This window comes from Aliiroseovarius marinus (assembly GCF_050881025.1).
Lineage (GTDB): Bacteria > Pseudomonadota > Alphaproteobacteria > Rhodobacterales > Rhodobacteraceae > Aliiroseovarius > Aliiroseovarius marinus_A.
In genome coordinates, this window is the sequence record NZ_JBNNXQ010000001.1 from 735924 (window position 1) to 761864 (window position 25941).

Below are 25941 nucleotides of genomic sequence, written 5' to 3' on the forward strand. Positions count from 1 at the left end.
TATGGCCGCCGTAGAAAAAACCACGGAGGGGGCTTCGGCCCCCTTCTACTCACCCGTCGCCGATGAATGCGAAATTTTTGAAGCCGCTGAACGCCATGGGCTGCCGCTGCTTTTAAAAGGTCCGACCGGATGTGGTAAGACCCGCTTCGTCGCTCATATGGCCGCCCAACTGGGTCGCCCCCTTTACACCGTTGCCTGCCACGATGACCTCTCTGCCGCCGACCTTGTGGGTCGCTACCTTCTGAAAGGTGGAGAAACCGTCTGGGTCGATGGCCCCCTGACCCGCGCTGTGCGCGAGGGCGCCATTTGCTACCTCGACGAGGTTGTCGAAGCCCGCAAGGATGTCACCGTTGTTCTGCACCCGCTGACCGATGACCGCCGCATCTTGCCCCTGGACAAGACTGGCGAGGAGATCGAGGCTGCTTCGGGCTTCATGCTCGTGGCCAGCTACAACCCCGGCTACCAGAACATCCTGAAGACATTGAAACCTTCAACCCGCCAGCGTTTCCTTTCTGTCGACTTCGATTTCCCTTCCCACGACCGTGAAATCGAGATTGTGACACGCGAAAGCGGGCTGGATGTCAGCCGGGCGACGTCCCTCGTCCGGCTGGCAAACAAACTGCGCGGCCTGAAAGGCCAAGATCTGGAAGAGGGCGTCTCGACGCGCCTTGTGATCTACTGTGCCACGCTGGTTCAGGACGGCATGCCCGTCGAACGCGCAATCCGCACAGCCATGATCGAGCCCCTGACCGACGACGAAGATGTCAAGCAGGGCCTTCTGGATCTGGTCACCGCGATCTACGGCTAAGGCCAAGTTGCGACCGGTCACGCGCCGGTCGCAACACACCCAAACAGGACAACCTAATCACCCGAGGTTCCCCATGTCCGAACGTATTTTCGACCCCTTTGAGCCCGAAGAAACCGTTGGCAAGATCTGGCACAAATATGCCAGCGCTCTGGATGCCCGCGACGACCATGACGACACCGCCGTGTCTCTGGACGAAATCTCCGGCCGGCTCGGGGTGTTCTTCCGCGGTCTTGGCGGCAGCCACGCCGCCGAGATCAAGCCAGCAACGATGAAGGTCTCGAACCACCGCTTGTCTTTCCGCAAGGCCCTTGGCACATGGCGCGAACGCGAGGTGCGACCCAGCTTTGACGGCGAGGCGCTGCGCCTGCCCGAAAAAATTGCCGAGTTCCCCGCCCGCGAGGCAAATGCCGCGCTCTATTTCTGGCTGGTGGCTTCGGTTGCCCATGCGCCCGAGGCAGTCTTCGAAGATGATCCCCTACGTGCGGATTTGCGCGCGCTTCAAGCCTCGATCGCCATGACGCAGGCCACACTGAACGATTGCCCCGGCCTTCGCGGGTTTTATGAAACCCTCGTGGGCGCCTGCCGCACTATGCGCCCTGACACCAAATTACCGCGCGTCGAAGCCGCGATGGAAGCCGCCATCGAGCACTTGCTGGGCGGCCCGGAACCCAAGGGCAAACTGGCGATGGAATTTGTCACTCTGATCCGCCAGCCGGGCGCGCTGCTGGACGCCCATTCGGCCCCGTCAGGCTATCGCCCCTTCCGCCCGGTGCCGATGTGGCCCGACCTGCGACCGATGGCCAAACGCGCAGCCGTGGACCGGCTGCCCGAAAGCGAAGAGCAAGGACAGGGGCAAGGTGAGGAAGCCGAGGGCACCAAGGCGGCACGCCGGTCCGAAAGTGATCTGGCCGAGCGTCGCGACAGCCTGATCCTGCACAAGTTCGAAGCGATTTTCAGCTGGGTGGAAAGCCTGAACATGAACCGTCGCGTCGAAGATGATGACGAGGATAACGCCCGCCGCGCCGCCGAAGACCAAGACGAGCTGGCGCTGGGTCAGGTGTCTAAGAAAACGGCGACGCGCCTGAAGTTCCACCTTGACCTCTCACCCGAGGACGCCGATCGCGAGCGGCTCTCTGGCAAACACATGTATCCTGAATGGGACCACCGCACGGCCAGTTATATCCCCGACCACGCCCGAGTTCTGTCCAGCGTCGCGGACGAGGTCGAAGCCATCGACCCCGACCCAGCCACCGCCCGGCGCATTCGTGCCGTGAAACGGCAGTTCGAAGCGCTGCGCCCGAAGCGCGTGATCCTGCCGCGCCAGCTGGATGGTGACGAACTGGATCTGGAAGCCGCGATTGCGGCGCAGGTTGAACTGCGCGCCACAGGCCGCTCCAGCGACCGGGTCTATCGCGCGGCAAAGGTTCTGGAGCGTGATCTGGCGATCTCGGTCCTGATGGATATTTCACGTTCCACTGAGGCCGCCATAGGCGACCGTCAGGTGATCGACGTGGAAAAAGAAGCGCTGACCGCGCTGGCTTGGGGACTGAACGCCTGCGGCGATGATTTCGCGATCAACACGTTTTCGTCTCTGAAGCGGGGCCGGGTCTATGTGCAGGAATGCAAAGGTTTCGACGAACCTATGGGCCCAAGGGTCGAGGCGCGCATCGGAGGGCTGACCCCGGCCTTCTATACCCGCCTTGGCGCCGCAATCCGCCATAGCTCCACCGGACTGGACGACCGCCCCAACGCGCGCCGCCTTCTGCTGGTCATCACCGATGGCAAGCCCAACGATCTGGATCACTACGAAGGCCGCCACGGGATCGAAGACAGCCGCATGGCTGTGCGCGAAGCCCGCCGCAAAGGCCATGCCGTGCACGGCGTCGTGGTGGATCAGAAAGGGCAGGGCTGGGTGCAACGGATCTTTGGCACGGACGGATTTTCAGTCGTGCCCGATGCAAGCCGCCTGACCGCCGCACTGCCCGAGATTTATCGCCACATCACAGGTGGGGCATGACGGATCAAACCAGCGTTCTGGACGAGCTGCCCGGCGATCTGATGATCTGGATTCTTATCGTGTCCGAGCTTCTGGTTTTTGGCGCCGGGCTTTTGGCGTTTCTGGGCATGCGGGCGATGGACCCCACCGGGTTTGCCGAAGATCAGGCGGTCTTGAACCGCGTGGCCGGCGCCGCCAACACCGTCGTTCTGGTCACCAGCGGCTATTGTGCGGCCCGCGCCGTGCATTCCGTGAACCGCACCCGCCACTGGCTGGCAGGTGCGATGGGGCTGGGACTGGTCTTCCTGATCGTCAAATGGTTCGAATACGCTGAAAAGGCGCGGCTGGGCATCTCGATCGAGACCAGCGATTTCTTTACCTTCTACTACCTGCTGACCGGGTTTCACGCCCTGCATGTCGTGGCCGGGCTGGTGATATTCGCGCTGCTCATGCGCTGGGGGAACGCCCGCAATCTGGAAGCCGGGGCTGCGTTCTGGCACATGGTCGATCTGGTCTGGATCCTGCTGTTTCCCATCATCTATCTGGTGCACTGATGACCGCAACGATCCTGACCCGCGCATTGGCCCTGCTTGTGGCACTCAGCCTGATGACCACCATCTTTGCCGGCGTCCTGCCCGAGGCTGGGCCGGTCTTTGTCATGACGGTGCTGCTTCTGTCAGGCCTGAAATCCCGCGTGATCCTGACCGACTATCTTGGCCTGCGCGCGGCCCCGACATTCCGGGCGGGGTTCACCGCGTTTCTGATCGGATTTCTGGGGCTGGCTGCACTGCTCTATGCCCTGCCTTTAGCGATGTGAGCCTGCTTGACCATGATCAAGAAAAGGCGACCCAAGGCCCGCTATGTTGGGGGCCGAACATGACAGGAGTTCAGAAGATGAACGCTTTCAAACTGGCCGCAGCTGCGGCGCTCATGGCCTCACCCGCCATTGCCCATCACGATCATACCCCGCTACGTGAAGCCGTTGTCGACGGCCACTCCCACGCGGTTGGAGGCGCAACCATCTGGCTGGCCGCAGGCGCCATCGCCATGGTGATCGCGCTGTTCGCCGTGCAGAAATCGGTATTCCGCAAGCGATGACGCCCGCGCAAAACAAATCCGGGCGCTGGCCTGTCTGGGCCGTATCTCTGGTGCTCTACCCGTTTGCAGCAGGGGCCGCTTATGTGAACCTGTTCTTCCTGTTCCTGATGGGGCAGGCGATAGGGCTGCGCGCCATTTCCAGCGTCGAGGCCGTGATCGGCGGTATCATTCTAGGCATTCCCTTTGCCTGGATCGCCGGGCGCTGGATGCGCGGCATGATCGACGAGGCCGAAGACGCAGCCGACCGCGAAATCTAGACTCAGGCCAGTTTGGTTCTCAGGCCTTTCTCTGCTACCCGAGTTAAAAATTGCGATCGCCTGATCTGTATCGATGGGCATTGGTCGGCATATAGGCGCGATCAAAATCCGCTTGAAGTTACACTTTCCAAGGCCCGAAACGTCAGATTATTTGCGCCGCTTGACGTTGGTTAAGTGCCGCGTGAAGCAGCTGTGTCAGGTTCGCTTCATGGCCCACCCAGCGAGGTTCCTACCCTTCCACCTCGTTCCTGTTTCTCGACGACGGCCTCAGTGATCATGTCGCCTCTGTTCTTGGGTGAGGCCGGCGGCGACGCAGATCACGCCCGGGTGTTCGCACCCATAGGCCAACCGCCTTTATGCATGATCCCTCATGCATGCCGAGGCCGGTCGCTGCCCCTTACCGGGCAGCAGGCGGTTGGTCTTTCACTTTGTCGTAAGCACAAACTGAAATCCTGCGCGACTTGACTATCGTCATGCCCCACAGACCCCAGATCATGTTCACTTGGTGCAACGACAGACGTTCGGAGGATGACACATGGACTATCAGGCCTATTTCAAAACCCGCCTGAACACCCTGCGGGAAGATGGAAATTATCGCATCTTTGCTGATCTGGAACGCAAACGCGGCGCCTTTCCCAACGCCCACCACCGCGGCGAGAACGGCAAAGGTGACGTGACCATCTGGTGTTCGAACGACTATCTCGGCATGGGTCAACACCCTGATGTGCTATCGGCCATGCACCATGCGCTGGACACAGTGGGCGCTGGGGCTGGCGGCACCCGTAATATCTCGGGCACAACACATGAACATGTATTGCTAGAGGCCGAGTTGGCCGACCTGCATGGTAAGGAAGCCGCGCTCCTGTTCACCTCGGGATATGTCTCTAACTGGGCGGCACTGGGTACTTTGGCATCGCAAATTCCTGGCTGCATCGTGTTCTCGGACGCCCTGAACCATGCCTCGATGATCGAAGGCATTCGCCATTCGAAAGCACCGCGCGTCATCTGGAAACACAACGACCTTGAAGACCTCGAAGCAAAGCTCGCCGCTGCCGATCCCACGGCGCCAAAGCTGATCGCATTTGAAAGCGTCTACTCCATGGATGGCGACATCGCTCCGATCAATGAGATTTGTGACCTTGCCGACAAATACGGCGCCATGACTTATCTGGACGAGGTCCACGCCGTCGGCCTTTATGGCCCGCGTGGTGGCGGTATCGCCGAACGCGAAGGATTGATGGATCGGCTCACCGTGATCGAAGGCACATTGGGCAAAGCCTACGGCGTGGTGGGCGGCTACATAGCTGCCTCGGCCGAGCTGTGTGACTTTGTGCGAAGCTTTGCCAGTGGCTTTATTTTCACAACAGCACTTCCCCCGGCTGTCGCAGCAGGTGCCCGCGCGTCTGTACAGCACTTGAAACGCTCACAGACCGAACGGTCCCGGCAAAAAGAACGTGTCGCAACCGTGCGCGCTGGATTGGACGAAATGGGCATCCCGCATATCGAAAACCCCAGCCACATTATTCCGGTGATGGTCGGTGATCCCGTGAAGTGTAAGTTCCTTTCGGATGTGCTGATGCGTGATCACGGCATCTACATTCAGCCGATCAACTATCCCACAGTTCCCAAAGGCACCGAACGGCTGCGCATCACACCATCCCCGGTACACACAGATGCGGATATCCAGCACCTGCTGAACGCGCTGGAAGAGCTTTGGGCGCAATGCGAGATCGCACGGGTTCCAATGGCAGCGCAGTAGGCGAATTGGCATCCTGCCGCGTTGAGAAACGGTTCTGGCTATTTTGCTTCATTGCACATGGCCGCACATCTGGTGCTGGCACAAATACAGAAACGGCACGAAGAGAAGACTATGAAAATAGGCTCTATTACGTCTGAAAACCGCGGCGAAACCGATCAGATTCTCGTCGATCTGGCTGCGAAGATGCAGGCAAATGGCAAACGCCTGGTGGGTATCGTCAAGGATGTTGAATATGAAAGCCGGTTTGAGAACGGATGTGACATGCGGGTACGGGTACTGCCCGATGGCCCCGTCATACCCATTACACAATCTCTAGGTGACGGATCAGGCGCTTGCCGCCTTGATCCAGCCGGCATTACATTGGCGGTTCAAACCGTGATCAATAGCAACCTGAAAGAGGCAGATTTGTTCATCCTGAACAAATTTGGCCCGGAAGAAGGGCAAGGGCGCGGATTTCGTGATGCAATCAGCCTTGCCGTCAGCGCAGGCGTGCCTGTTTTGGTCGGGCTGGGATCAGGGGCCGAAATTCGCTCAAAGTTCGACATGTTTTGCGGCGGGGTGGCCGAAGCCATTGCCCCCGATTTGAACAAAATCGAACGCTGGGTAGATAGCGACAATCAGCTGGCCGACCGCAACAGGCTGTGATCAGCTTCGTACCCGCTGATGGCGTCGGCAATCATCTGGTCGACCCCCGGAAAACTGCTGATCACAGGTAGAACATGGCCGGTAAAACCACCTGATTTCAATGCTGCGTCGACGTCGTCCCGGACATGCTCGCCTTCCATTGCGAAATAAGGAAGACAAAGCGCGCCTTTGCCCACCTTTTTACACATGTCGATGATGGACGGATCTTGCTCCAGAAAGCCGACTTCCACCCTCGCATCCGGCAAAAGCTTGCCCAGCGCTGCGGAAAACGTGCGGGTTACACGTGCAGGTGCCGATCGCCCGCTGCCCGACCCATGCGCCACCACAAACAAAGAGGCATTTTCCGACTGAAGCGATTCCTGCACCTGCTCTGCGGCAATTCCCGGAAGGGCCGGGTCCATCCCAAATGGCACCATGATATCGCCCTGTCGCGATGCGACCCGACCCGCCAATGCCGTCCGAACGAACCACCCATCCGTCATGAAAAGAGGATATATCGCACCTCCGGGTTTCAACCGTTCAAGCGCTTGCTCCAAGCGACCCGGAGCCGCCATCGTGGCACAGCTCAGTACCGTATCTGACATCTTGTCCTGAACCCCTTCAACCAGCCTGTGCAATGCGTTTTCGGCTGGAATAGGGTCTGAAGGCTGACCATGTGACACGATGAGTGCATCAGCAAGTTGCATTTCTGGCTCCTTTTGTGCGAGCGCGGATCAGTGGCTTGTACCTTCTTCGAAGGTGATCTTGTTTTGAACATTATACTTGCCAGAAGGCTTTCGCATCGGCAGGCGTTTTACGATTTCAAGCGTCTTGGCATCATAGACCAGAACCTCGCCGTCATCCTCCCAAACCGACACCAGCGCATGGCTGCCATCCTTGGTGAATTCAACATGAGCAACCGTCGCGCCCGGAACCGGACGCAGGGTTTTCACAATCTCCAGGCTCTGTTTGTCGATGATGTGCATCGCGTCTTTGTTCGGTCCAAAAAACACATCCGCCCAGACATAGGGGGAGTTTTTATGGCTGCGCATGAAAAAGCCCGGCCCGTCAGTTTCGATTCTTTTCACAGTTTGCCAACTTTGCATGTCGATCACGGACACGACGCCTTCTTTCAGGTGAGGCGTTGCCATCACGGTGCTGTCACCATGCGCCCAGGTAATACCCGATCCCAGATGCGGCATGCCCGGAAGATCCAGATCAGCCACTTTCTGTCCAATCACAAGATCAATGACCAGCCCGTCCTCTCCCTTTCGTGACGCACCCATGACGTGCTCGTAGCTTTGGTCAAAGAAGAAATCGTCCAAGAAGTCCGGTGTGGTGATTTTTCGGACCGGAAAATCGGTGTCTTGCTTCGTCGGACCTTCGACCCGCCAATCATGGGTGAACCCACCAGCAAAGAGGTTCATATCGGGATGTTTGGCATAAGAAACCTCCCATATCTCAGGAACATCCTTTAGGGCGAGCACAAAGCTTTCACGCGGCGGCGCCTGATATACAGCTGAAACGCGACTGGGCGTACCATCCTTGCCTAGGACCTGGTGAACCTCGGCAACCGACAGATCTTCGGTTGACAGGATGGTCAATGTATTGGGCAGGTAGTTGGCGACAGCAAGCCATTTGCCGTCACCCGACATGGCGATGTTTCGACTGTTCAGCCCCGCGCGCACACGGCCCACCTGTTTCAACGCATAGATGTCATATTTCTGCACCCAACCATCGCGCGACATGATGAAAACGAACTTGCCATCCGGTGTGAATTTCGGCCCGCCATGCACGGCAAAAGGTGTGGCAAACCGATCGAGCACCTCGAACGTGTCCCCATCCAGAACCGAGACATGGTGATCCCCGGTTTCCACCGCCAGCGTGATATTCATCGGGTCCGAGGACCAGACCGGGCCATCAACAGGCGCATAATCCTCGTCCATCACCCTGCTGGCCATGATTTCCTCCGGCCCCCAAGGCGGGATCACATCAAGCGGTGTCTTCAGATACGCTGCGAGCTCCGCGATACGCTCATCTGACAATTCTTCAGCGTAGCCCGGCATCTGCGTGGCGACGCGACCGTCGCGGATGACCGCTTCGATCTTGGGGCCGCGCATACGCTTCAGCGTTTCCGGGATCAACGCAGGACCTTGAGCCCCAAGGCGATTGGCATCGTGACAGTCGGCACAAAGCTCTTGATAATCCGCGACGGGGTCGGCCCAGAGGGCAATAGGTAGAGCCGCAATGCCAACAGCCATTGCGATGGCGCGCTTAAGTGAACTGGTGTTTCGGGTCATTGCTTTTACCTCGGAAGGGGGTGACTTCGAGCCGTTCAGCATCAGCCACGCCAATTTCGTCATTTGTCAGATAGCAGGCCGGGTCTTCGGCCCACGGGTCTCCGGTAACCTGCAGCGCGCGGATGCGGGTATTGCCACCACAGACATCCTTGATCGCACAGTCCCCGCAGCGCCCTTTGAGCGGCCGCGGGCGGGTACGCAGAGTGGCCAGCATCGCATCATCCCCGGTCCACAACTCGGAAAATGGGGTCTCTTTCACATTCCCGATCGTGTAGTCGGACCAGTAGGTGTCCGGGTGAACCTTGCCGAGAAAGTCGATGTTGGCGACGCCCAGCCCGGACGCATTTCCGCCCCAGGCCACAAGGTGATCACGCAGGTGGGCAACCAAGGCCGGTGCAAACCGCGCTTGCGCCCATTGCAGGAAATAGCCTGCATCCGCATCATTGTTCCCAGTCACAATGTCCAGCTGTCGGCCACCATTGGCGCTTTCCCAGGCACGTTCCAGAAGCAGGTCCATTCCTTTTCGCGTCATCTGGTGATGGGCATCTTCACCGCGATGCTTGTCGCCGCGCCCGGCATAGACGAGGTGCGAAAGATAGAACTTATCAACCCCCTCATCATCACAAAGCTTCAGAAGGTCTGGCAGATGGTGTTGCGTGCCCTCGGTCAGGCAGAACCGCAAACCCACACGCACGTCGCGCTTCTTCAATTCACGCACGCCGCGGACTGCGGCATCAAAGGCGCCGTCTACTCCGCGAAACCAATCGTTTGTCTTGCCGATTCCGTCGATCGAAATGCCCACATAGTTGAACCCGATATCCGCCACCTGATCAGCCGTATCGCCAAAAATCTTGGTGCCATTTGTGGACAGCGCCAATACGCGCGTAAGCTTGCGCGCCCGTTCGGCAAGTGGGAACAGATAGGGGCTGTCCAGTGGCTCGCCCCCCGACAGGATGATCGCAGGTACTTTGAACTGGCCGAGATCTTCCAGCGTCTCAAACGCCTGATCCTCGGTCAGCTCGCCAGGAAACTTCACATCGGCGGACACCGTGTAGCAGTGGCGGCAACGCAGGTTGCAACGACGTGTCAGGTTCCAGATCACCACCGGTTTCACCATGCCCGACCCACGGCGCTGGCGCACGGGGGTAGGGTTGGCAAGCTGATGCATATATTCAGTCAGGCGGAACATATCAGCCCCCTTTCTTACGAAGCCGTAGCCCCGTCTTTTTCAGAATTCGGGTGGAATAGAGTGTATCCGAGGCAATCAACGCGTCGCCCAGAAGGTCCACGATCTGAAGCCGCTTCTCCTCTACCTCTTCGCGCGATGACCCATGCACCATGGCAAAAAGATTGTAGGGCCAATCAGGTAGGGCACGCGGACGTTCATAGCAATGCGTGACAAAAGGCAGCGCGCCGATCTTCGGACCGATCCTGGCCAATGAAGCGTCTTCGACATTCCAAACCGTCATGCCGTTGGCTGTCATTCCCAGCTTGTAATGGTTGGGCGCAGCGGCGATCCTGCGGATCACGCCACTTTCCTTCATAGCAGCCAGTCGGGTGGTCAGATCATCTTCAGTCAGGCCAAGCTCCTTGGCCACTTGCGCATAAGGCGCGGGAACCAAAGGCAAGCCCGATTGCAAAGCCTCAATGATGGTGCGATCTGTTGCATCAATCGTCATGCCGCCACCCTGAAGCCAATGAAAAACTCCTGAAGCTTCGGGAACTGATTCACTTTCAGCCCGGTTTCCGCTTCGATCTTTGCCGCAGTGTCGGCAATACCATCCAATGTCTCGCAGGCCAGCACGAACCACATATTCAACTTGTGAGCGCGTTCGTAATTATGCGCGACCTCGTCAAAGGCATTCACCTTTGCGCAAACCTCGTCAAAGCGCGCGGCCGGCACTTCCATCGCACAAAGACAAAAGGCCCCTCCCATGGCGGCAGCATCGAAAAACGGCCCAAACCGGGTCAGAATACCGCTTTCACGCAGGGATTTTACACGGATCAGCAGCGCGTCTTCGCTCAGGCCCAGCTTGCTGGCCAGCGGCGCGAAAGGGCGAGGCGTCAAGGGAAGATCCTCTTGCAGCGCGTTTACCAATGCCCGGTCGATATCATCCAGATCGTTCATGCCACGGCCCCTTTTCTGCGCGTAATCATCGCACCATTCTGGCGAAAGCAGCGGGTCGAGAAGAGCGCCTTGTGTTCGCACCCAACAAGCGGCTCAAGCGCTTTTGCGCGTTCCAGAACCGCCATGGCATCCGGCCGGGACTTGGCATGGATCATGGAGTAAAGCCGGTATGGCCAAACATCATCGACAGGTGTGCGTTCGTAGCAGAGCGTAACGCCCGGAAGTGACGCCAAGGCGGTCCCCGCTTCAACGACGCGCGAAGCAGACACGTTCCAGACCACCATCGCATTCGATGTCCAGCCCAACGCCCTGTGGCGCACAATCACGCCAAGCCGCGAGAGAACTCGGGCTTTCTGCAGCGCCGTGATCCGGGAAAGAACATCATCTTCCGAAAGCCCAAGGTCGCGGGCAACCTCGGCATAAGGCGTGGGCACGATCGGAAGACCCTGCGTCAGGGCATTCATGATTTCGTGATCTCCCGCCTGAATAGAGTCTAATTCAAGCGGTGTTTGCTCAGAAGAGCTTATGGGATTTGATACGCCCGACATACGAAACCCAAGATCGACATTGAACGGGCGAACCAGTCTAAGGTCCAAGACCCGCAAACCTGATCTTTCACTGATCCGCGCCAGCGTCGCGTCTACATGAGCGCGATCGGGGCCGGTTGCGACGAACCACAGGTTCCAGTGGTCTTCGCGCTCATAGGAATGGTTTACACCTGGTTCATCATTGATGATCTGGGCGACTTTCTCCAGGTCCACTTCGGGTGCTGCGACCGCGGCCAGAGTTGAAGCAGACAGAGTGTTCGGGGCGCAGGTGCCGCCAACACGCGTAATCCGCCCGCTTTGGTTCATCCGGGTCAGGCGCGACAGAACATCGTCTTCCGAGATGTCCAAATCCTTGGCGATAATCTGAAACGGGCGTGGGCAGATGGGGAAATTCCGTTGCCAATCATCCAGCAGCCTGCGGTCAATGGGATCGTGAACGTTTTTCATCACTCACAACCCTGTCCGATGCGCACGCGCAGTAAAGAAGATGCCCGACGGGCTATCGGCCTCGATCTCGCGCAGGAATTCGAAACTGTGAGTGTCATAGACCTTCACTTTGTTCTCATCCCGCACGCTGACCCAGATTTCATGCCCGCGCGACGTGAACTCCATGTGCAACACGGCGGGGCCGGGTTTGAACTGATGGATCACCTCTTTGGTGACGCTGTCGATCACCTGAATGGTGTCATTCATCGGATGCGCAAAGTTGACCCATACCTGACGCCCATCAGGGCGGGCCATGGCGAACACCGGCTGGCTATAGGTTTTGGTGCGGCCGGTTTCTTCCAGCGTGTTGGCGTCGATCCAGAGCACCTCGTGGTGACCAACGGCGGGCAACACGAATTCCGCGCCGGTCAGCGCCCAACCTTCAAGGTGAGGCATCTTGTAGACCGGCATTTCTTTTTGTCCGCGCCCATAATTGGGCAAAACACGGATGGGTTTCGGGTTGTCCTGCCAAAGGTCGAGCGCGGTCAGGCCGTCCTCACCGAAAAGCCCGGTGATATAGGTGCGTCCATTGCCAGTCACCAATGCGTCATAGGGGTTTTCACCCATCTCAGGGATCTTGGTGATCGCAGGGGCGCCTTCGCCAGACATGTCGGCAATCCAGGTCTCGCCCGTGTCCCACATGGTGAACACAAAACGGCGGCCCGGTGCGTCGACCAGCCCGATGGTTTTTGATCCGGTCGGGATGTCGGCCACCATCTCAAGCGTGTCGGCATCAAAGACGCGCACGCCGCCGGGTTCGTAGTTTGAGACCGCGACCAGCTTGCCGTCGTCAGAAATTGCGCCGCCGATCGAGTTTCCGCCCTGCACGACGCGCCCTGCTATCTTGCGTTCAACGATATCCACCTTCGTCAAACCGCCATCACGGCCAAACACATAGGCGTAGCGTTCATCCGGCGAATACACCATCGAAGCATGGCTGAGATCCCCCAAACCCTCGATTCGCGCCAGCGACGCGCGCTCGGACTGATCCACCAGAAGAACCGATCCTTTGGCGCGTTCGATCACAAGGCCAAGATCGCCGGTCGCAATGGTATCGGCGATGGCGGTTGTCCCCAGCATGGCAGCAAGAACAATGGAAGAGATCAGCGGTTTCATTCTGTGCTTCCTTTCAAAAGATAGTCGGCAATCCAGGCGGCTTCGGCCTCGGTGATCAGAGGGCGCCAAGGGGGCATGGCCGTGTCCGGGATTCCGTCCAGGATCACGATCTGCAGTACCTCGGGGTCATAGTGCTCTAGGGTCTCGGGCCGGATATCCGGCCCCAGCCCACCCTTAAGGGTCAGCCCATGACAAGAACCGCAATCCTGATGCACCAAACGCGCCAACGCGTCTGGATCAGGTCCGGCACTTTCTGCATGCGCGGCACCCATGAAGAGAAGAGAAGCCAATAAACTACGCATGGGCCGCAACTTCCTGGGCCGGGTCAGGCAATGCTTCATCATAAAGTGAGACGACTTTGCCGATGTAGAACAAAGTGGGCGGTTTCAGCTTGGCTTCGCGACTGTCCGTCGCGATCCGATCAAGTCGTGAAATCAACCGGCGTTCATCTGTGGTTGTCGCCTTCGATATGGCCATCACAGGGGTCGAGCCGGACAGGCCTTCGGTCATCAGCCCCACGGCGATCTGACCAATATTAGCGACCCCCATATACACAACAAGCGTGGTGTTCGGATCGGCCAGCTTCTTCCAGTCCAAATCCAATACGTCGTCGGATTGCCGGTGACCTGTCACAAACTGCACGCCAGTTGCCAAACCGCGATGGGTCAGCGGCACGCCGGTCACACTGGCCACGCCCTGAGCTGCGGTAATGCCTGGAGCATACTCGACCTCAATCCCGCGTTCTTTGAGATGTGCTGCCTCTTCCGAGCCACGCCCAAAGATCAGCGGGTCGCCGCCTTTCAGGCGCGCCACAATACGACCTGCAGCGGCCTCGTTTGCAAGTATCTCATTGATGCCCTCTTGCGGAACAGTATGCCGGTCAGAGGCTTTTCCAACGTAGATCATCTTTGCATCGGGGTTGGACATCGCGACAATCTCGGGTGACACAAGGCGATCATACACAACCGCATTCGCCTCTTTCAGCATGCGAACCGCCTTCATGGTCATCAGCTCCGGGTCGCCGGGGCCTGCGCCGATGAGGTATACTTTTCCGGTCATGACTTCTCTCGCTCGTCCATTGTCTGACCACAAGCCACACACCATCATGGACGACTGCACGGGTTCTGCGCCGTAGGGGAGGTATCGCCAGCGGGTGAGGCTTGGGCCGCGTTACAAGGGTAAGATGCGCGCAGGACGCCCTTGGTTCCTTGACAAAAGTTAAGCCGCCCTGAATTCAGAGCGGCCTGCTATTTTTGACGTTCATTTCCCATTGTTAGGGTCTATTTTGATGTGACCGTAACCATCCCGATCATCTCTTGTGTTTCCCAATGAGGACCACAAAGGTATTTTTGATCACCCTCCGTCAGGAACGTGAACTCGATGACTTCTTCCGGAAAGGCGCGATCGCTTTCGGGCTCTCCGGGAACGATCACGCTGTGGCTGGTGCGTTTATCGACATTGACCCAACGCACGGTCGTGCCCACGGGAACGGCAATCTCAGCAGGGCAGAAGCTGTACTTGTACATCTTCACCACAGTGACACCTTCTGCTTCTTCAGAAGGGGCACCGGTCATCTCAGTATAGCGCTCTTCTGCTTCGGCACATATGGCCGCGCGCTTGGCATCATCCCCATCAGCAGCACCAAACGAAACCGAACATAGAAGAGCGGTAGGCGCCAGGAAGGCCGTACGGAAAAATGAAAGCTGCATGTGATGTCCTTTCCGAAAGGAATATACGCGGCGGCCTACTGGGATCGGCCGCCGCGTCAGTTTATTGTGCGACCACGTTGATCGTGGCTTCTGCGTTGTCCAGAGCAAGGCTGGTGTTCAGTGTCACGTGGTGGAAACGCGCGGCTGCAAAGTCATCATGGATTGCGAAGCCAACCGTATAGGTTTTGCCCGCCTCCAACGCGACATCGCCTTCACCACCAACCAAAGGCCGCGAGAAGACCACGGTCCAAGTGCCGTCCGGTGACAGATTGGCTTCGCCCGCCATTTCGCCACCGTTTTGCACGCGGCTTTCCAGCAGGTAGCCGTTTTCTGCCGTACCATCAGCGTAGACGCGCAGAAGATCCATGAAGCTGCCATCGGCCAGCATCTGGTCGATCTCTTCGGGGGTCTTCAGCTGATCCCAGCCACCCTGAGCCTTGCCGCGACGGCCCTTGATCTCGATCTTGGTGCGGCTTTCGCTCAGATACTTGGTGATTGTACTGTCAGCTTTCAGCTGGGCTGCCACATCACCGCTGGCGGCGATTGCCTCTGCACCCGGATCGAACGGCATATAGGTGTTGTCCGCGTGGCAGGTCGCCCAGCAGCCAACCTGATCGCCCATCTCGATACCCGTACCGGTGATCATCATGGCCACCTTAATCTGGTTGTCCGGGTCCATTTTTCCGCCATCCACGAAGGGGGCAGGCTTGTGGCCGTCATCCGTCCATTGCATGCGGAAATAGACATTTTCGCCATCATGTGTGGCCTGAACAGTTGCGCCGATCACACCACGTTTGCCGGGAATAGGCGTTGGTTCCAATTCGTCCTTCTTGCCGCCACCACCGGCGACAATCTTGGTGCCGATGGCCTCCATTTCGGCCGCGTGGCAAGTGGTACACTGATCGCCACCCTTGGTCAGCGGACGGGCGCCACCATGGGTTTTCCCGTTCTGCACCCATTCAAACGAAGCTTGCCCCGGATAGAACAGGGTCAGGTCAGACGCGGCAACCGCGCTCCAGTCCACATTGGGCGCAACATTGCCACCCTCCGCAGCTCCGGCATCGGTCGCTGTGCCAGACATCTCGGCCTCGACCTTGGCGCGCTCGTCAGTGCGCGCGGCTTCAACAGCCGCCATGATTCGTGCCTTCTGAGCCTCTTCCTCGGCCTTCTTGGCTTCAGCTTCAGCCGCTTCCTTGGCTTCGACACGCGCAAGGCTGTCCAGATAGGCCTGCGGGATTTCACGGGCAAATTTCGGGTTCGGTGCTTCCAGCGTTTCCAGATATGCCTCGTCTGCACGGTCGCGCACATCAAGGTGTGCAATGCCCTTGTGGCAGTCGATGCAGGTCTGCCCGTTTTGCATGGCGTTGAGGTGCTGCTGACGGGCGCGCGGCGCTTGAAACTCCGGCATCATGCTGTCGAAATGGTGACAGTTGCGGCATTCACGGCTGTCCGTGGCCTTCATCCGTTCCCATTCATTCATCGCCAGTTGCAGGCGGTGCGCGTCAAATTTTTCAGGCGTGTTGATCTTGCCAGTGATCTTGCCCCACACCTCTTTCGAGGCCTTGATCTTGCGGATGATCTTGTGAGTCCAGTCCTTCGGCACATGGCAGTCCGAACAGACCGCGCCCACACCAGACCGGTTCACATCGTGGATCGTGCCTTTGTATTCCTCATAGACGTAATCTCCCATCTCATGACACGAGATGCAGAAGTCCTTGGTGTTCGTGGCTTCCATGGCGGTGTTGAAACCACCCCAGAAGATAATGCCCGCTATAAAGACGCCGGCAACCCCGGCCAGGGGCATGCCCCACAGGAACGTGCGTCTCCAAAGCGGCTTTTTGGGTGTTTGACCGTTGGTCATTGTCCAGGCTCCATTTTGGCTGGGTTAGAGACTGATTCCCATCCGGGTTTCAGCAAAAAGGGGCGGGCGCTTGGCCCGCCCCCTGGGTGTTTTCAAATCGCCCTTAGGTGACGTGGTTCGAACGGTTGTAAACGTTGAACTTGCCGGTCGGGGCATAGAGACCTTTCACACGGGTCTTCTCTTCCAGAGTCTGAGCGTCGAAGATAACCATCTCGCCGTTCGGCTCTTTCGAAGAAGCACGGTTCCATTTCGAAACCCATACCTCGGTGCCATCTTTGTTGAACTCGAAGTGAACGGCGACGTTGCCTTCCTCTTCGGTGATCTGGATGGTTTTCACGATCTCACCGGTCTCTTTCGAGATGACCTGAACCGACTGCTGCACTTCCAGCTCGGGGTGCTTCGTCTGGTCAACCCAGTAGTAGTCCGAGTTCGGGTGCGTCCGGATGAACAGACCAGCACCATCGGTTTCGACCTCGTAGCAGGTCTTCCAGGCGTCGTCCGGGCGGCCTTCGGGGTCGTTGCCCCAAACCGTCACGGTGCCTTCACCAAGGTGCGTCGTACCAGCAACCGGACCACATTTCGGGTCAACCCAGTTGGCGCCCGGGCCGGGGTGCGGCAGAGCAGCGGTGTCGATCATTGCCTCAAGCTTGCGCTCTTTGGTGTCCACAACAACCATCTTGTTCGACGCGTTGGCCGCAATCTGGAAGTAACGACCGGTCGGGTCAAAGAAACCATCGTGAAGGAACTTGGCCGAGTTGATCTTGTCGATCCTGAGGTTGTCCAGGTCGGAGTAATCAACCTGCCACAGCTGGCCCAGTTCTTTCACGGCAACGATCCAGGTCGGCTCGTTCGGCGTGGTGTAGATGGCTGCCACGCGGCTTTCTTCCACATAGTCGCCGTCCACGTTGGTACCGCGGGTCGAAACCACTTTCAGCGGCTCCATGGTCTGGGCGTCAACGATCGCGAAATGCGGAGGCCAGTAAGCGCCACCGATCACGTATTTACCGTCGCCGGATACAGCCACGTCACGGGCGTCATAGCCAATGGTGACTTCTGAAACCAACATCTTGTCCGGCGTCTGCCAGAGGTCGATTTTGGTCATCTTGCCGTCGCGGCCCATCGTGTACCAGAAGCGGCCCGGATTTTCCGGCTCTTCCAGCTTGTGGTGCTCGGAGGCTTTCAGAACGTGCACAGCATAACCTGTCGGGATGTGTGCCAGAACTTCTTTGGTGTCGCCGTCGATCACGGCCACTTTGCCTACGTCACGCTCGATGACGACGAAGAAGTTTTCCCAGTTGCGGCCATGCAGCGGCTCGGTCGGGTAGTCGGCTTCTTCGACATAGACCTTGCGGGTCTCTTTCATCATAGCCAGTGACATCTCTGGCGGCTTGGGCGGATCCATCTGGATATAGGTCGCCATATCCTTGATTTCCTGCTCGGTCATGATGTCCGAGAAGTTGTTCATCCCGCCTTCAGTACCCCAGGAGATGATTTTCTCCAGGCGTTCCTGACCAAGCTTCAGCGTACCACTGATGGTTTCGGTACCGTCAGCGTTTTTGGTCTTCACAACCGGCTCAAGGCTTTTGCCGGTTGCACCTTTGCGCAGCACGCCGTGACAACCGGCGCAGCGTTCAAAGTAGAGTTGTTTCGAGGCTTCGAAAGCCTCCTCGCTCAAGGTGGGGCCCTCGGCCATAGCCGGCAGAGCGACGCTGCCCAGCATCATGGCAAAGCCAATCCCCAGCGAATTGCGGATTTTCTTTTGGGTGGTTCCAAGTGACATGATCACTCTCCGTTTGCTTGGTGAGGCAAGGAGAGAATGAACCGAGTAGGGCTGGGTCTTCTTGACAATTGTCAACAAGACTCTCGAAATCGTGAGCGACCGACTTAATCACATATATATCAATGGTTTGGTCACGTTTTTTTCGGCTTTGAAACGTTGAATTCCGGACGCAAAAGCCCAACCCAATCCCACTTAACCTGTGAACTTCAAAGAATCCTGTCAGCGCAGCCAGGCTTGCGCAGGATCTTCTTCGGCGTAGACACGAAGATGGGCAATGTCATCAATCTTCGCCCGGTTCTGCTTCACCGAAACCCCTTCGCTTTTCAAACGTGCAAAAGCGCGACTTAGGCTTTCCGGTTTCATGCCAAGACGTCCCGCAATCAGGATTTTGTCGTAAGGCAAAACGACCTCGCAGGAACCCGTTTCGCATTCACACAACTCGCACAGAAACTCGGCGACACGCTGTGCACCTGTCCGGGCTTTCAGCGCCTCGATCTGGGCAACAAGGTTGTGCAGATGGGCAAAGGTTGCAGACAGAAGCGAAATGGCCGTATCGGGAGTTTCACGAATTCTGCGCAGGTAATCCTCTGCCTCAATGCGCATCAAGGTGCATTGGGTCACAGCCTCTGCGGAAACCGGGTAAACATCCCCGCGGAACGCTGCAGCCTCTCCGAAACTGCGGCCCTTTGTGAACACGCCGACAACCGCCTCGGCCCCGCTGGGTGCGATCCGATACAGTTTCACCCATCCTTGCAACACAATGAAAATCGCTTTCGCCGTTTCGCCTTGCAAAAAGATGGTCTGGCCGCGGTCGTACTCATGCACAATCGCGCGCGACAGAAGCAACTCGGCCTCTTCCGCTGGCATGGAGCCAAGCAACAGCGATTTACGCGCCAGCGCTTTGTATTCCGGCTGCATTCGGTGGCTCCCCTCGCTACCTGCCAGTATTGGATACGATTTTTAGCCCCATATTGGCAAGCAAACTGCAGCGCCCTTCCGCGACGGAGGGTACGTTGGGTCTATGAGTTTTTCAAACCAAAGCGTTTCGAGATTTACTTGAGACACAAGTTGATTTCGAAACGCCCACAACATCAATAGGTTCCGCGCGTTTCGCCTCATTGTTGTGCCTCAACAATAAGTCGAAACGCTTTAACTATGTGTTCAGGCGGTGATCAACTTCTCAATTCGCGCTGACGGAAAGCGATGCATCATCGCGTCGACCTGCTTTGGCGACATGATGCAAGCTGCGGTGGACAGGCCGTCGGCAATGGCCGCCTCTGCCGCCGATACACACACCATTTTCTGACGTGCTGCGTGACCCGATGGCGATATGATGTGGCGTTGATCTGCACCATAGCCCATCGCCACGGGCGCTGAAGTCGCTACAGCGCGGTCAGAGGTGGTCAGCCGATGTACGAGCCGGCCATCCGGAAGAGCAACCCCAATCGACCACGGCCCGGAAGGTCCGTTCCCCATCGCGGCGACCTCGCCCATATCCAGCAATACGTTTCGCAACCCCTGCGACCGCAACAGATCTGCGATGCGGTCAGTGATCGCGCCCTGCGCCACACCATTCAACGTCAGCGAGCCGCCTCGGTTCAACCGGACAGACGATGTTCCAAAGCTCAGCTGACCCCACCCCACCAGCGCCCTTGCTGCCGCAACACGCTCAGGATTTTTCTGCAACGCGAGTGCCGTCCACAAAGGCTGGATCGACGGATCGAATGCGCCTTCGCTGGCCTTGTGCAAAACGTCGCAAAGGCTGAGAAGCTGCAGAAGCTCTGGCGAAGGAGTGGTCAGCACCTTGTTTTTGTTCAGTCGGGTCAGCTCTGAATCGTCTCTATACAGGCTAAATATGCCCTCGAGACGTGACAGTTCCGCTTCGATCAGCCCGAAAATAGGTGCGGCTTCACTGTCGCTAATCCCCACCAGTTTCATCGAGACAGGACCTCCCAATGCATAGCCGGTCCAGCGTGCCACATGTGCACAAGCCGCGCCGGGGAAAACAGCGGTGGCGGCGGCGGTGATCGCCAAAAAACGGCGGCGGGTGGTGGTGTTCATAGCGGGGTCTCCAGGGTGAGAGAGAGATCAACAGGGCCAAGCGCGGCCTCATCGGGAATGGCGTCAAAGGGCAGGCTTTCACCGCCATAAGTGGCGGTAAACTCCGCAGCCCCTTCAGGTGTGGCAAAGGGCACAATCTCTGGGGCGCCCATACCTCCGGCGACCATGGCGCCGACCACATAGATCGCGTCGTCGGCTGGAATCCAGTTCGACACGCCCGGCTCTGCCCAGCTGGAAGCCGCGCTCATATTGCTGACATAAATCGCTGTTATCTCGGCGTCACGTTCCGGGCTTTTCAGATAAGCGATCATGTCACGCACCTGTGCAAAGAACAGGGGGGCAGGATGACCATCCAGATGAATTTGGCCCTTTGGACCACCATGTTCGGCAATGTTCATCTGACAGAAATAGCTCAGCGCCTGTTCGGTCAGATCAGCCGGGGGCGGAGGCGCTTTTGCCTCGTCTTCATTGCAAGCGGCCAGCGCCAGCGTGGCAAGCAGGATGAAGCGCTTCATGGCTCGACCCTCTTGAACGCGGCGCGGGCCAAAAGGAACGCCAGAACCGGCCAGACAGCCAGCGATGCGGGCGCTGCCCATGCGGGCAAAGTCTGTGCGGCTCCCGCCATGCCGGATGCCAAGGCGACGCCGTCCGAGGCGGCGATATTCCACACCCGGAACGCATCCGCCGGGTTGGCAACCATCAGCCATGGGAAGATCGAGCGGGTGAACGTGCCGCTGCCATCCATTACGACTGCGCCCAGAAGGCCAAGGTCATAGAGCACGACAAAGACCAGCCACAGGCCCGCCGACAAGCCAGCCGCAGCAGTTGCGCTGCGAGATAGGGCGGACACGAGGTAGCCAAGCGCAAGAAAGACCGCGCCCAGAAGGATCGAGGTGGCGATCAGGCGGGCCAGAGCAATCAGGCTCTCTGCCCCTGCCCCGCCGGACCAAGCAGCAATCGCACCCGCCGAGCCAAAGCCGACGGTCATGGCAAAACCAAGGGCCGCCAGATGCGCGGCGAACTTGCCCAGCAGAATTTCTCCCCGCCCGGCCGGGTAGGACAGTAGCAAGGACAGGCTGCCGCGTTCGGCTTCGCCTGCGATGGCGTCGAAACTGATCATCAGGGCCAGAAGGGGCGCGAGGTAGACCGACAGTGTGGTCATCGAGGTGACCGAGATGGTCAGCATATCGACCCCCAACGTGCCTGTCGGCGCGCTGCCTGCAAAGGTCAATGCCAGTGCGAAGAGCACCATCACGATCGTTGCCATCAAAAGCCAGCGGTTGCGGCGAAGGATCAGCATCTCGGTCGAGGCGATGGACAGGAAACGGGTCATTGCATCCCCTCCTTGGCATAGTGACGATAGAGGTCTTCAAGCCGCGGCGGCGTCATTTCGATATCCGCGACGGCCTCGCCCATCGCGGCCACGTCACGCAGCCGGGCCATCTTCTGGTCGGGGGCGCAAAGAATCTCGACCGACGCGCCATTGATGCGCGTGCCGCCCATCGTTTCAGCGATCTGATCGGCATGGGCGCCGGTAGCGCGAATGCGCAATCGGGTGGGCAGACCGGCCTGGACCGACAGCGCCTCGAGCGTGTCATCGGCCACCTTCACGCCTTGGCGCAGAATGGCGATGCGGTCGGTACGCGCCTCGACCTCGGTCAATGCGTGGCTGGCGATCAGAACGGCGGTGCCTTGTGCGGCCAGCTCGTCGATGATGGCATAAAGGTCTTGGCGCGAGATCGGATCGAGCCCACTTGTGGGTTCGTCCAGAAGTGCCACTTTTGGACTGCCCAGCAGGACCTGCGCCAGACCCAGTCGTTGGCGCATTCCCTTGGAATAGGCACCAATCCGGCGGTCCATGGCGTCGCCCAGACCCACGCGATCCAGAAGGCCGGAAATATCCGCGCCCTGCCCATCAAGCCGGGCAAAGAGCGTCAGTTGCTCGCGCCCGGTCAGGGCCGGGTGAAAGCTGACCGCTTCAGGAAGGTAAGCGGTCATGCGGCGGGCCTGTGCCGAGCCGGGCTTCGCGCCATTGATGCTTATCCGGCCATCCGTGAGAGGTGTCAGGCCCAGTATGGTCTTGATCAGGGTGGATTTCCCCGCCCCGTTATGACCCAGAAGCGCCACGCGCTCGCCGGGGTTCACGGTCAGGGAAACATCGTCCAGAACGGTCGCTTTGCCGCGATCCTTCCGAACGTTTTCAATAGTCAGTGCGTTATCCGTCATGGGGCACCTTTGCGATCGCAGGCGGTCTCGGCGCCTGCATGAGTGGGTGAGAGTCCACCACCCCGCCCGGTAAAAGCGCGGGGAAAGCGGATTGAGACCAGCGCACCAGCTGAACAGCCGGAGAGCCAAGAAGCATTTTTGCGGCAGGTTGGGTCCACAGCACGTGATCCATGCTGTCATTGGGGCGGTAAGGCGCGTCGGCCACGCCGTCCCCGTCCACGTCAAACGCGGCGAAGTCGGACCAGTGGTTGCCCTGTCCTTCCTCGGACCATTCGACCCATTTGGTCGACACGTATTTCACCTGCGTTCGGTTGCCGATGAAGCTGTTGCCAACGATCCGGTTGTTGTCGGAGCCGGCGGTAAAGTGAATGCCAATCCCGCAGCCCTGAAACCAGTTGCCAGAGAAGTCGTTCTTGTTCGAGTTATAAAGGAACGTGCATTTCTCGGCCGCGTTCTTCACATAGTTCCCGGTGATCACACTGCGGTTGGCGTAGTTCAGCATGACGCCGTGGTCGCGATCATTGATCGACACATTGTCCGTGACCTTCACGCGGGTTGAAAACATGATCGCGTAGCCAAGGTGGTTGCCGATCGACACGTTGCCCGACACCTCGGTGTTGTCGGCATACATATAATGTACGGCAAAGCGCAGGTCGCGGAACGTGTTATCGCGGAAGATGTTCTTTTTCGATGAGTTGACGAAGATGCCATCGCGGCCCCAGCGGACCCGATTATTTTCGACAATCGCACCGGGCGCGTTCCAGACATAAATGCCATTGCCGCGCGCGTTCATATGGCGATCCTGACGTCCTTCGATCCGGTTGCCCGACACCAACGCATCATCCGCGCCGTGGATGTCGATGCCGTAAAGGTTGCCCAAAAGCACGTTGTCGCGAATGACCGGCGCGTCAGCAGTTTTCAAAAGCTGAATACCACTGTCGATGCCCTCATGTTCGGACCCGGAGCCAATCACGGTCAGGCCTTGCACGGTCACGTTGTCACCGGTCACGGTGATCACGCTGCCGCTGCCTTGCCCGTCAATGGTGGCTTCCCCGCCCCCATCAAGCGTCACGGCTTTGTCCAGAACGACATTTTCAAAGTAAGTCCCGGGCCGCAGGCGAAGCGTGTCGCCTTCTGCGGCCCGAGCCAGTGTTTCGGCAATGGCTCCTGTCCTGTTGGGCACATCCCAATCCGCCGCCTGCGAGGGGTAGGCAGACAGAATTAATCCAAGGGTCAGGAGCCACCGCATATCTTACGCCTCGCGAGGTTCTACGAACATCCGGCCGCGCATCTCCATGTGGAGCGCGTGGCAGAACCACTGGCAATAGAACCAGTGAACGCCCGGACGGTCTGCGACGAAGGTCACGGATGCGGTTGCCTGCGGGGCGACCTCCATGGCGACACCGAAGTTGGCCATGCAGAACCCGTGGGTCACGTCGTCCACGTCATCAAGGTTGGTCACGTAAACGGTCACCTCGTCACCTTGTTTGACGGTGAACTTCTCCATCGAGAAGGTCGGTGCGACCGAGTACATGTAAACACGCACCTTGGTCGGATCGTCCTTGTCGCGGATGATCTCGTCATGGCCGTCTTCCAGCGACACACCATCGGCTTCGGCCTGCTTACGGGCGTCTTCCCATGTAATGTCGTTGCGATCCCAGACATTGACCGGGTTCACTTTCGAACGATGAACAACAATTGAATCGTGCGGCTCGGCGAAGGTCGGGCCATCGTGGACCACCTTCATCTTGTCGCCCGAGATGTCGATCAGCTGCTCGTTTTCAGGCTTCAGCGGACCAACATTCAGGAAGCGGTCTTTCGAGAACTTGTTCATCGAAATAAGCCACTTGCCGTCAGCTTCGGCGGTTTCACCCATCGAGGTCGAGTTGTGGCCCGGCTGATAGTGCACGTCCACCTTGTCGCGGATCGGGTCAACGTCTTCGCCTGCATAGGCTTTGATCGCGTCTTCGATATTCCACTTCACAACCTGGCTGTCCAGGAACAGCGTGGTGTAGGCGTTGCCTTTCCCGTCAAACGCGGTGTGTAGCGGTCCAAGACCCAGTTCGGGCTCGGCCACAACGCAGCTGCGTTCATCTGCACCGGCGAACACGTCGTCAACTTTTTCAACGTCGATCACCGAAACGGTGGGCGACAGTTTACCGTTGATACAGATATGTTTCTTGTCCGGAGCCGCATTCACGCCGTGTGGCGAGTTCGGGATTGGGATGTAGCGCGTGTAGTTCTTGTTCTGACCCTTACGGCCATCAATCACTTTCACACCTTTCAGCTCCTGATAATCACCTGCGGCGATGCCAGCTTCGATTTCCTTGATGTTGAAGACAACAACGTGGTCCAGCTCGCTTTCGGTCATCTCGGGCAGGTTCATCCCCATTTCCGAGTTATACGAGGTCGAGAAGGCGTATTTGCCCTGGTAGTCACAGTCGGTGTTGTCGAGGTTACCCGACACGATCACCTGCCATGCAATCTCCATGGTGTCGCCGTCGATCGCCGTGAAGATGTTCACGTATTCGGTCGGTTCGTCCAGGATTTTGCCGTCATTGACCAGCGGTGCTTCGTGTTCACCGTTGGCGAAAACGTAGCCAGTGCGCGGGAACTTCTGCGGACGCAACCCGTGGATGTCATGCGCGTTCGGGATCTCGATGATCTTGTCGCATTTCATCACGTCACAACGCACGCGGGCCACACGGGTGTTGGCTTTGTCGTTCATGAACAGATAGCGGCCGTCATAGGTACCATCCGTGAAGGACATGTGCGGGTGGTGAAGGTCACCGTTGTCATAGGTGACTTTGTTGTTTGCAGCCAGGAACTGCTTGGTTTCCGGCAGCAGACCTTCAGTCAGAATTTTCAGCGACTCGTTGGTTTGACCCCAGCCAGTGGCCGAGCAACGGTTGAACACGGGCACCCGCATCAGCTCGCGCATCGAGGGCATACCCAAAATGCGAAGCTCGCCGGTTTGGCCCGAGGACCAGAAGCCGTAATATTCGTCAAGTTCGCCGGGCTCCATGCTGACCTTGGCAGCCGCGCTTGCCTCTTTTGCGGTCATCAAAGTAGAGCCGACACCGGTGCCGGCGAAGACCGCGCCCGTGGCGGTGGCCCCCAACATGCCCCGGCGGGTCATGGATAGTTTCTTGGTTTCTTCAGTCATTGTGTTTCCTCCTTGGAG

At 58.3% G+C, this 25941-nt stretch carries 27 protein-coding genes; 8 read left to right on the top strand and 19 right to left on the bottom strand.

What is annotated here, in order from left to right:
* Position 1 precedes the first annotated feature (1 nt).
* The 8 genes from ACRY08_RS03460 (at position 2) to ACRY08_RS03495 (ending at position 6563) form a co-directional block, all read left to right on the top strand.
* Positions 2-808: a CbbQ/NirQ/NorQ/GpvN family protein gene (locus ACRY08_RS03460; RefSeq protein WP_432448451.1), complete on the top strand. Its 807-nt coding sequence runs from the start codon at positions 2-4 to the stop codon at positions 806-808.
* 73 nt (positions 809-881) lie between these two features.
* Entirely contained in the window at positions 882-2825 is a 1944-nt protein-coding gene (locus tag ACRY08_RS03465; protein ID WP_432448452.1) for a nitric oxide reductase activation protein NorD, read from the top strand.
* Positions 2822-3358 (top strand): cytochrome c oxidase subunit 3, encoded by a 537-nt coding sequence (locus ACRY08_RS03470; RefSeq protein WP_432448453.1) that lies wholly within the window; start codon positions 2822-2824, stop codon positions 3356-3358. The genes ACRY08_RS03465 and ACRY08_RS03470 overlap by 4 nt, the downstream gene beginning before the upstream one ends.
* Entirely contained in the window at positions 3358-3621 is a 264-nt protein-coding gene (locus ACRY08_RS03475; RefSeq protein ID WP_432448454.1) for a hypothetical protein, read from the top strand. Before ACRY08_RS03470 ends, ACRY08_RS03475 begins: the two co-directional genes overlap by 1 nt.
* A 77-nt stretch (positions 3622-3698) precedes the next feature.
* Positions 3699-3902, top strand: a complete 204-nt coding sequence (locus ACRY08_RS03480) for a hypothetical protein (RefSeq protein WP_432448455.1) — start codon at positions 3699-3701, stop codon at positions 3900-3902.
* Complete coding sequence (locus ACRY08_RS03485; protein WP_432448456.1) at positions 3899-4159, top strand: hypothetical protein; 261 nt, start codon at positions 3899-3901, stop codon at positions 4157-4159. The genes ACRY08_RS03480 and ACRY08_RS03485 overlap by 4 nt, the downstream gene beginning before the upstream one ends.
* Before the next feature lie 535 nt (positions 4160-4694).
* Positions 4695-5918 carry a 5-aminolevulinate synthase gene (gene hemA / locus ACRY08_RS03490; RefSeq protein WP_432448457.1) on the top strand — a complete coding sequence of 408 codons (1224 nt, stop codon included), beginning with the start codon at positions 4695-4697 and terminating at the stop codon, positions 5916-5918.
* Between the two features lie 57 nt (positions 5919-5975).
* Positions 5976-6563, top strand: a complete 588-nt coding sequence (locus ACRY08_RS03495; RefSeq protein WP_432448458.1) for a DUF2478 domain-containing protein — start codon at positions 5976-5978, stop codon at positions 6561-6563.
* On the opposite strand, the gene ACRY08_RS03500 is transcribed toward ACRY08_RS03495, so the two are convergent.
* The 19 genes from ACRY08_RS03500 to nosZ form a co-directional block, all read right to left on the bottom strand.
* Positions 6536-7249, bottom strand: a complete 714-nt coding sequence (locus ACRY08_RS03500) for a sirohydrochlorin chelatase (protein WP_432448459.1) — start codon at positions 7247-7249, stop codon at positions 6536-6538. The two genes, ACRY08_RS03495 and ACRY08_RS03500, sit on opposite strands and share 28 nt — an antisense overlap.
* 27 nt (positions 7250-7276) lie before the next feature.
* Positions 7277-8842 (bottom strand): cytochrome D1 domain-containing protein, encoded by a 1566-nt coding sequence (locus tag ACRY08_RS03505; protein ID WP_432448460.1) that lies wholly within the window; start codon positions 8840-8842, stop codon positions 7277-7279.
* Positions 8817-10031 (bottom strand): heme d1 biosynthesis radical SAM protein NirJ, encoded by a 1215-nt coding sequence (gene nirJ, locus ACRY08_RS03510; protein WP_432448461.1) that lies wholly within the window; start codon positions 10029-10031, stop codon positions 8817-8819. The genes ACRY08_RS03505 and nirJ overlap by 26 nt, the downstream gene beginning before the upstream one ends.
* A gap of 1 nt (position 10032) precedes the next feature.
* The gene (gene ahbB / locus ACRY08_RS03515; protein ID WP_432448462.1) at positions 10033-10521 is read right to left on the bottom strand and encodes a siroheme decarboxylase subunit beta; all 489 of its coding nucleotides are present in this window, start codon (positions 10519-10521) and stop codon (positions 10033-10035) included.
* Entirely contained in the window at positions 10518-10970 is a 453-nt protein-coding gene (locus ACRY08_RS03520; RefSeq protein ID WP_432448463.1) for an Lrp/AsnC family transcriptional regulator, read from the bottom strand. Before ACRY08_RS03520 ends, ahbB (ACRY08_RS03515) begins: the two co-directional genes overlap by 4 nt.
* The gene (gene ahbB, locus ACRY08_RS03525) at positions 10967-11965 is read right to left on the bottom strand and encodes a siroheme decarboxylase subunit beta (RefSeq protein WP_432448464.1); all 999 of its coding nucleotides are present in this window, start codon (positions 11963-11965) and stop codon (positions 10967-10969) included. Before ahbB (ACRY08_RS03525) ends, ACRY08_RS03520 begins: the two co-directional genes overlap by 4 nt.
* 3 nt (positions 11966-11968) lie before the next feature.
* Positions 11969-13120 carry a cytochrome D1 domain-containing protein gene (locus ACRY08_RS03530; protein ID WP_432448465.1) on the bottom strand — a complete coding sequence of 384 codons (1152 nt, stop codon included), beginning with the start codon at positions 13118-13120 and terminating at the stop codon, positions 11969-11971.
* Positions 13117-13422 carry a c-type cytochrome gene (locus tag ACRY08_RS03535; RefSeq protein WP_432448466.1) on the bottom strand — a complete coding sequence of 102 codons (306 nt, stop codon included), beginning with the start codon at positions 13420-13422 and terminating at the stop codon, positions 13117-13119. Before ACRY08_RS03535 ends, ACRY08_RS03530 begins: the two co-directional genes overlap by 4 nt.
* Positions 13415-14179, bottom strand: coding sequence for a uroporphyrinogen-III C-methyltransferase (cobA, locus tag ACRY08_RS03540; protein WP_432448468.1), 765 nt, complete (start codon positions 14177-14179; stop codon positions 13415-13417). Before cobA ends, ACRY08_RS03535 begins: the two co-directional genes overlap by 8 nt.
* Before the next feature lie 221 nt (positions 14180-14400).
* The gene (locus tag ACRY08_RS03545) at positions 14401-14829 is read right to left on the bottom strand and encodes a cupredoxin domain-containing protein (RefSeq protein ID WP_432448470.1); all 429 of its coding nucleotides are present in this window, start codon (positions 14827-14829) and stop codon (positions 14401-14403) included.
* Between the two features lie 61 nt (positions 14830-14890).
* On the bottom strand, positions 14891-16690 hold the full coding sequence (locus ACRY08_RS03550; protein WP_432448471.1) for a NapC/NirT family cytochrome c: 1800 nt from the start codon (positions 16688-16690) through the stop codon (positions 14891-14893).
* Positions 16691-16793: 103 nt separating this feature from the next.
* Positions 16794-18470, bottom strand: coding sequence for a cytochrome D1 domain-containing protein (locus ACRY08_RS03555; protein WP_432448472.1), 1677 nt, complete (start codon positions 18468-18470; stop codon positions 16794-16796).
* Between the two features lie 219 nt (positions 18471-18689).
* Positions 18690-19388 carry a Crp/Fnr family transcriptional regulator gene (locus ACRY08_RS03560; RefSeq protein WP_432448473.1) on the bottom strand — a complete coding sequence of 233 codons (699 nt, stop codon included), beginning with the start codon at positions 19386-19388 and terminating at the stop codon, positions 18690-18692.
* Positions 19389-19631: 243 nt separating this feature from the next.
* Positions 19632-20531 (bottom strand): FAD:protein FMN transferase, encoded by a 900-nt coding sequence (locus ACRY08_RS03565; protein WP_432448474.1) that lies wholly within the window; start codon positions 20529-20531, stop codon positions 19632-19634.
* On the bottom strand, positions 20528-21046 hold the full coding sequence (locus ACRY08_RS03570; protein WP_432448475.1) for a nitrous oxide reductase accessory protein NosL: 519 nt from the start codon (positions 21044-21046) through the stop codon (positions 20528-20530). The genes ACRY08_RS03565 and ACRY08_RS03570 overlap by 4 nt, the downstream gene beginning before the upstream one ends.
* Positions 21043-21864, bottom strand: a complete 822-nt coding sequence (locus ACRY08_RS03575; RefSeq protein WP_432448476.1) for an ABC transporter permease — start codon at positions 21862-21864, stop codon at positions 21043-21045. The genes ACRY08_RS03570 and ACRY08_RS03575 overlap by 4 nt, the downstream gene beginning before the upstream one ends.
* A complete protein-coding gene (locus ACRY08_RS03580) occupies positions 21861-22757 on the bottom strand; it encodes an ABC transporter ATP-binding protein (RefSeq protein ID WP_432448477.1) in 897 nt (298 codons plus the stop codon). Before ACRY08_RS03580 ends, ACRY08_RS03575 begins: the two co-directional genes overlap by 4 nt.
* A complete protein-coding gene (locus ACRY08_RS03585; RefSeq protein ID WP_432448478.1) occupies positions 22747-24006 on the bottom strand; it encodes a nitrous oxide reductase family maturation protein NosD in 1260 nt (419 codons plus the stop codon). The genes ACRY08_RS03580 and ACRY08_RS03585 overlap by 11 nt, the downstream gene beginning before the upstream one ends.
* Positions 24007-24009: 3 nt before the next feature.
* The gene (nosZ, locus tag ACRY08_RS03590; protein ID WP_432448479.1) at positions 24010-25923 is read right to left on the bottom strand and encodes a TAT-dependent nitrous-oxide reductase; all 1914 of its coding nucleotides are present in this window, start codon (positions 25921-25923) and stop codon (positions 24010-24012) included.
* Between the last annotated feature and the right edge of the window lie 18 nt (positions 25924-25941).

Coding starts and splice junctions, on each gene's coding strand:
- ahbB (WP_432448462.1), bottom strand. CDS start 10,521: ATGACGATTGATGCAACAGATCGCACCATCATTGAGGCTTTGCAATCG.
- ACRY08_RS03530 (WP_432448465.1), bottom strand. CDS start 13,120: ATGAAACCGCTGATCTCTTCCATTGTTCTTGCTGCCATGCTGGGGACA.
- ACRY08_RS03560 (WP_432448473.1), bottom strand. CDS start 19,388: ATGCAGCCGGAATACAAAGCGCTGGCGCGTAAATCGCTGTTGCTTGGC.
- ACRY08_RS03475 (WP_432448454.1), top strand. CDS start 3,358: ATGACCGCAACGATCCTGACCCGCGCATTGGCCCTGCTTGTGGCACTC.
- ACRY08_RS03470 (WP_432448453.1), top strand. CDS start 2,822: ATGACGGATCAAACCAGCGTTCTGGACGAGCTGCCCGGCGATCTGATG.
- ACRY08_RS03465 (WP_432448452.1), top strand. CDS start 882: ATGTCCGAACGTATTTTCGACCCCTTTGAGCCCGAAGAAACCGTTGGC.
- ACRY08_RS03520 (WP_432448463.1), bottom strand. CDS start 10,970: ATGAACGATCTGGATGATATCGACCGGGCATTGGTAAACGCGCTGCAA.
- hemA (WP_432448457.1), top strand. CDS start 4,695: ATGGACTATCAGGCCTATTTCAAAACCCGCCTGAACACCCTGCGGGAA.
- ACRY08_RS03485 (WP_432448456.1), top strand. CDS start 3,899: ATGACGCCCGCGCAAAACAAATCCGGGCGCTGGCCTGTCTGGGCCGTA.
- ACRY08_RS03480 (WP_432448455.1), top strand. CDS start 3,699: ATGAACGCTTTCAAACTGGCCGCAGCTGCGGCGCTCATGGCCTCACCC.
- ACRY08_RS03555 (WP_432448472.1), bottom strand. CDS start 18,470: ATGTCACTTGGAACCACCCAAAAGAAAATCCGCAATTCGCTGGGGATT.
- ahbB (WP_432448464.1), bottom strand. CDS start 11,965: ATGAAAAACGTTCACGATCCCATTGACCGCAGGCTGCTGGATGATTGG.
- ACRY08_RS03575 (WP_432448476.1), bottom strand. CDS start 21,864: ATGACCCGTTTCCTGTCCATCGCCTCGACCGAGATGCTGATCCTTCGC.
- nirJ (WP_432448461.1), bottom strand. CDS start 10,031: ATGTTCCGCCTGACTGAATATATGCATCAGCTTGCCAACCCTACCCCC.
- ACRY08_RS03585 (WP_432448478.1), bottom strand. CDS start 24,006: ATGCGGTGGCTCCTGACCCTTGGATTAATTCTGTCTGCCTACCCCTCG.
- ACRY08_RS03460 (WP_432448451.1), top strand. CDS start 2: ATGGCCGCCGTAGAAAAAACCACGGAGGGGGCTTCGGCCCCCTTCTAC.
- ACRY08_RS03500 (WP_432448459.1), bottom strand. CDS start 7,249: ATGCAACTTGCTGATGCACTCATCGTGTCACATGGTCAGCCTTCAGAC.
- ACRY08_RS03565 (WP_432448474.1), bottom strand. CDS start 20,531: ATGAACACCACCACCCGCCGCCGTTTTTTGGCGATCACCGCCGCCGCC.
- cobA (WP_432448468.1), bottom strand. CDS start 14,179: ATGACCGGAAAAGTATACCTCATCGGCGCAGGCCCCGGCGACCCGGAG.
- ACRY08_RS03580 (WP_432448477.1), bottom strand. CDS start 22,757: ATGACGGATAACGCACTGACTATTGAAAACGTTCGGAAGGATCGCGGC.
- ACRY08_RS03550 (WP_432448471.1), bottom strand. CDS start 16,690: ATGACCAACGGTCAAACACCCAAAAAGCCGCTTTGGAGACGCACGTTC.
- ACRY08_RS03505 (WP_432448460.1), bottom strand. CDS start 8,842: ATGACCCGAAACACCAGTTCACTTAAGCGCGCCATCGCAATGGCTGTT.
- nosZ (WP_432448479.1), bottom strand. CDS start 25,923: ATGACTGAAGAAACCAAGAAACTATCCATGACCCGCCGGGGCATGTTG.
- ACRY08_RS03535 (WP_432448466.1), bottom strand. CDS start 13,422: ATGCGTAGTTTATTGGCTTCTCTTCTCTTCATGGGTGCCGCGCATGCA.
- ACRY08_RS03495 (WP_432448458.1), top strand. CDS start 5,976: ATGGCCGCACATCTGGTGCTGGCACAAATACAGAAACGGCACGAAGAG.
- ACRY08_RS03570 (WP_432448475.1), bottom strand. CDS start 21,046: ATGAAGCGCTTCATCCTGCTTGCCACGCTGGCGCTGGCCGCTTGCAAT.
- ACRY08_RS03545 (WP_432448470.1), bottom strand. CDS start 14,829: ATGCAGCTTTCATTTTTCCGTACGGCCTTCCTGGCGCCTACCGCTCTT.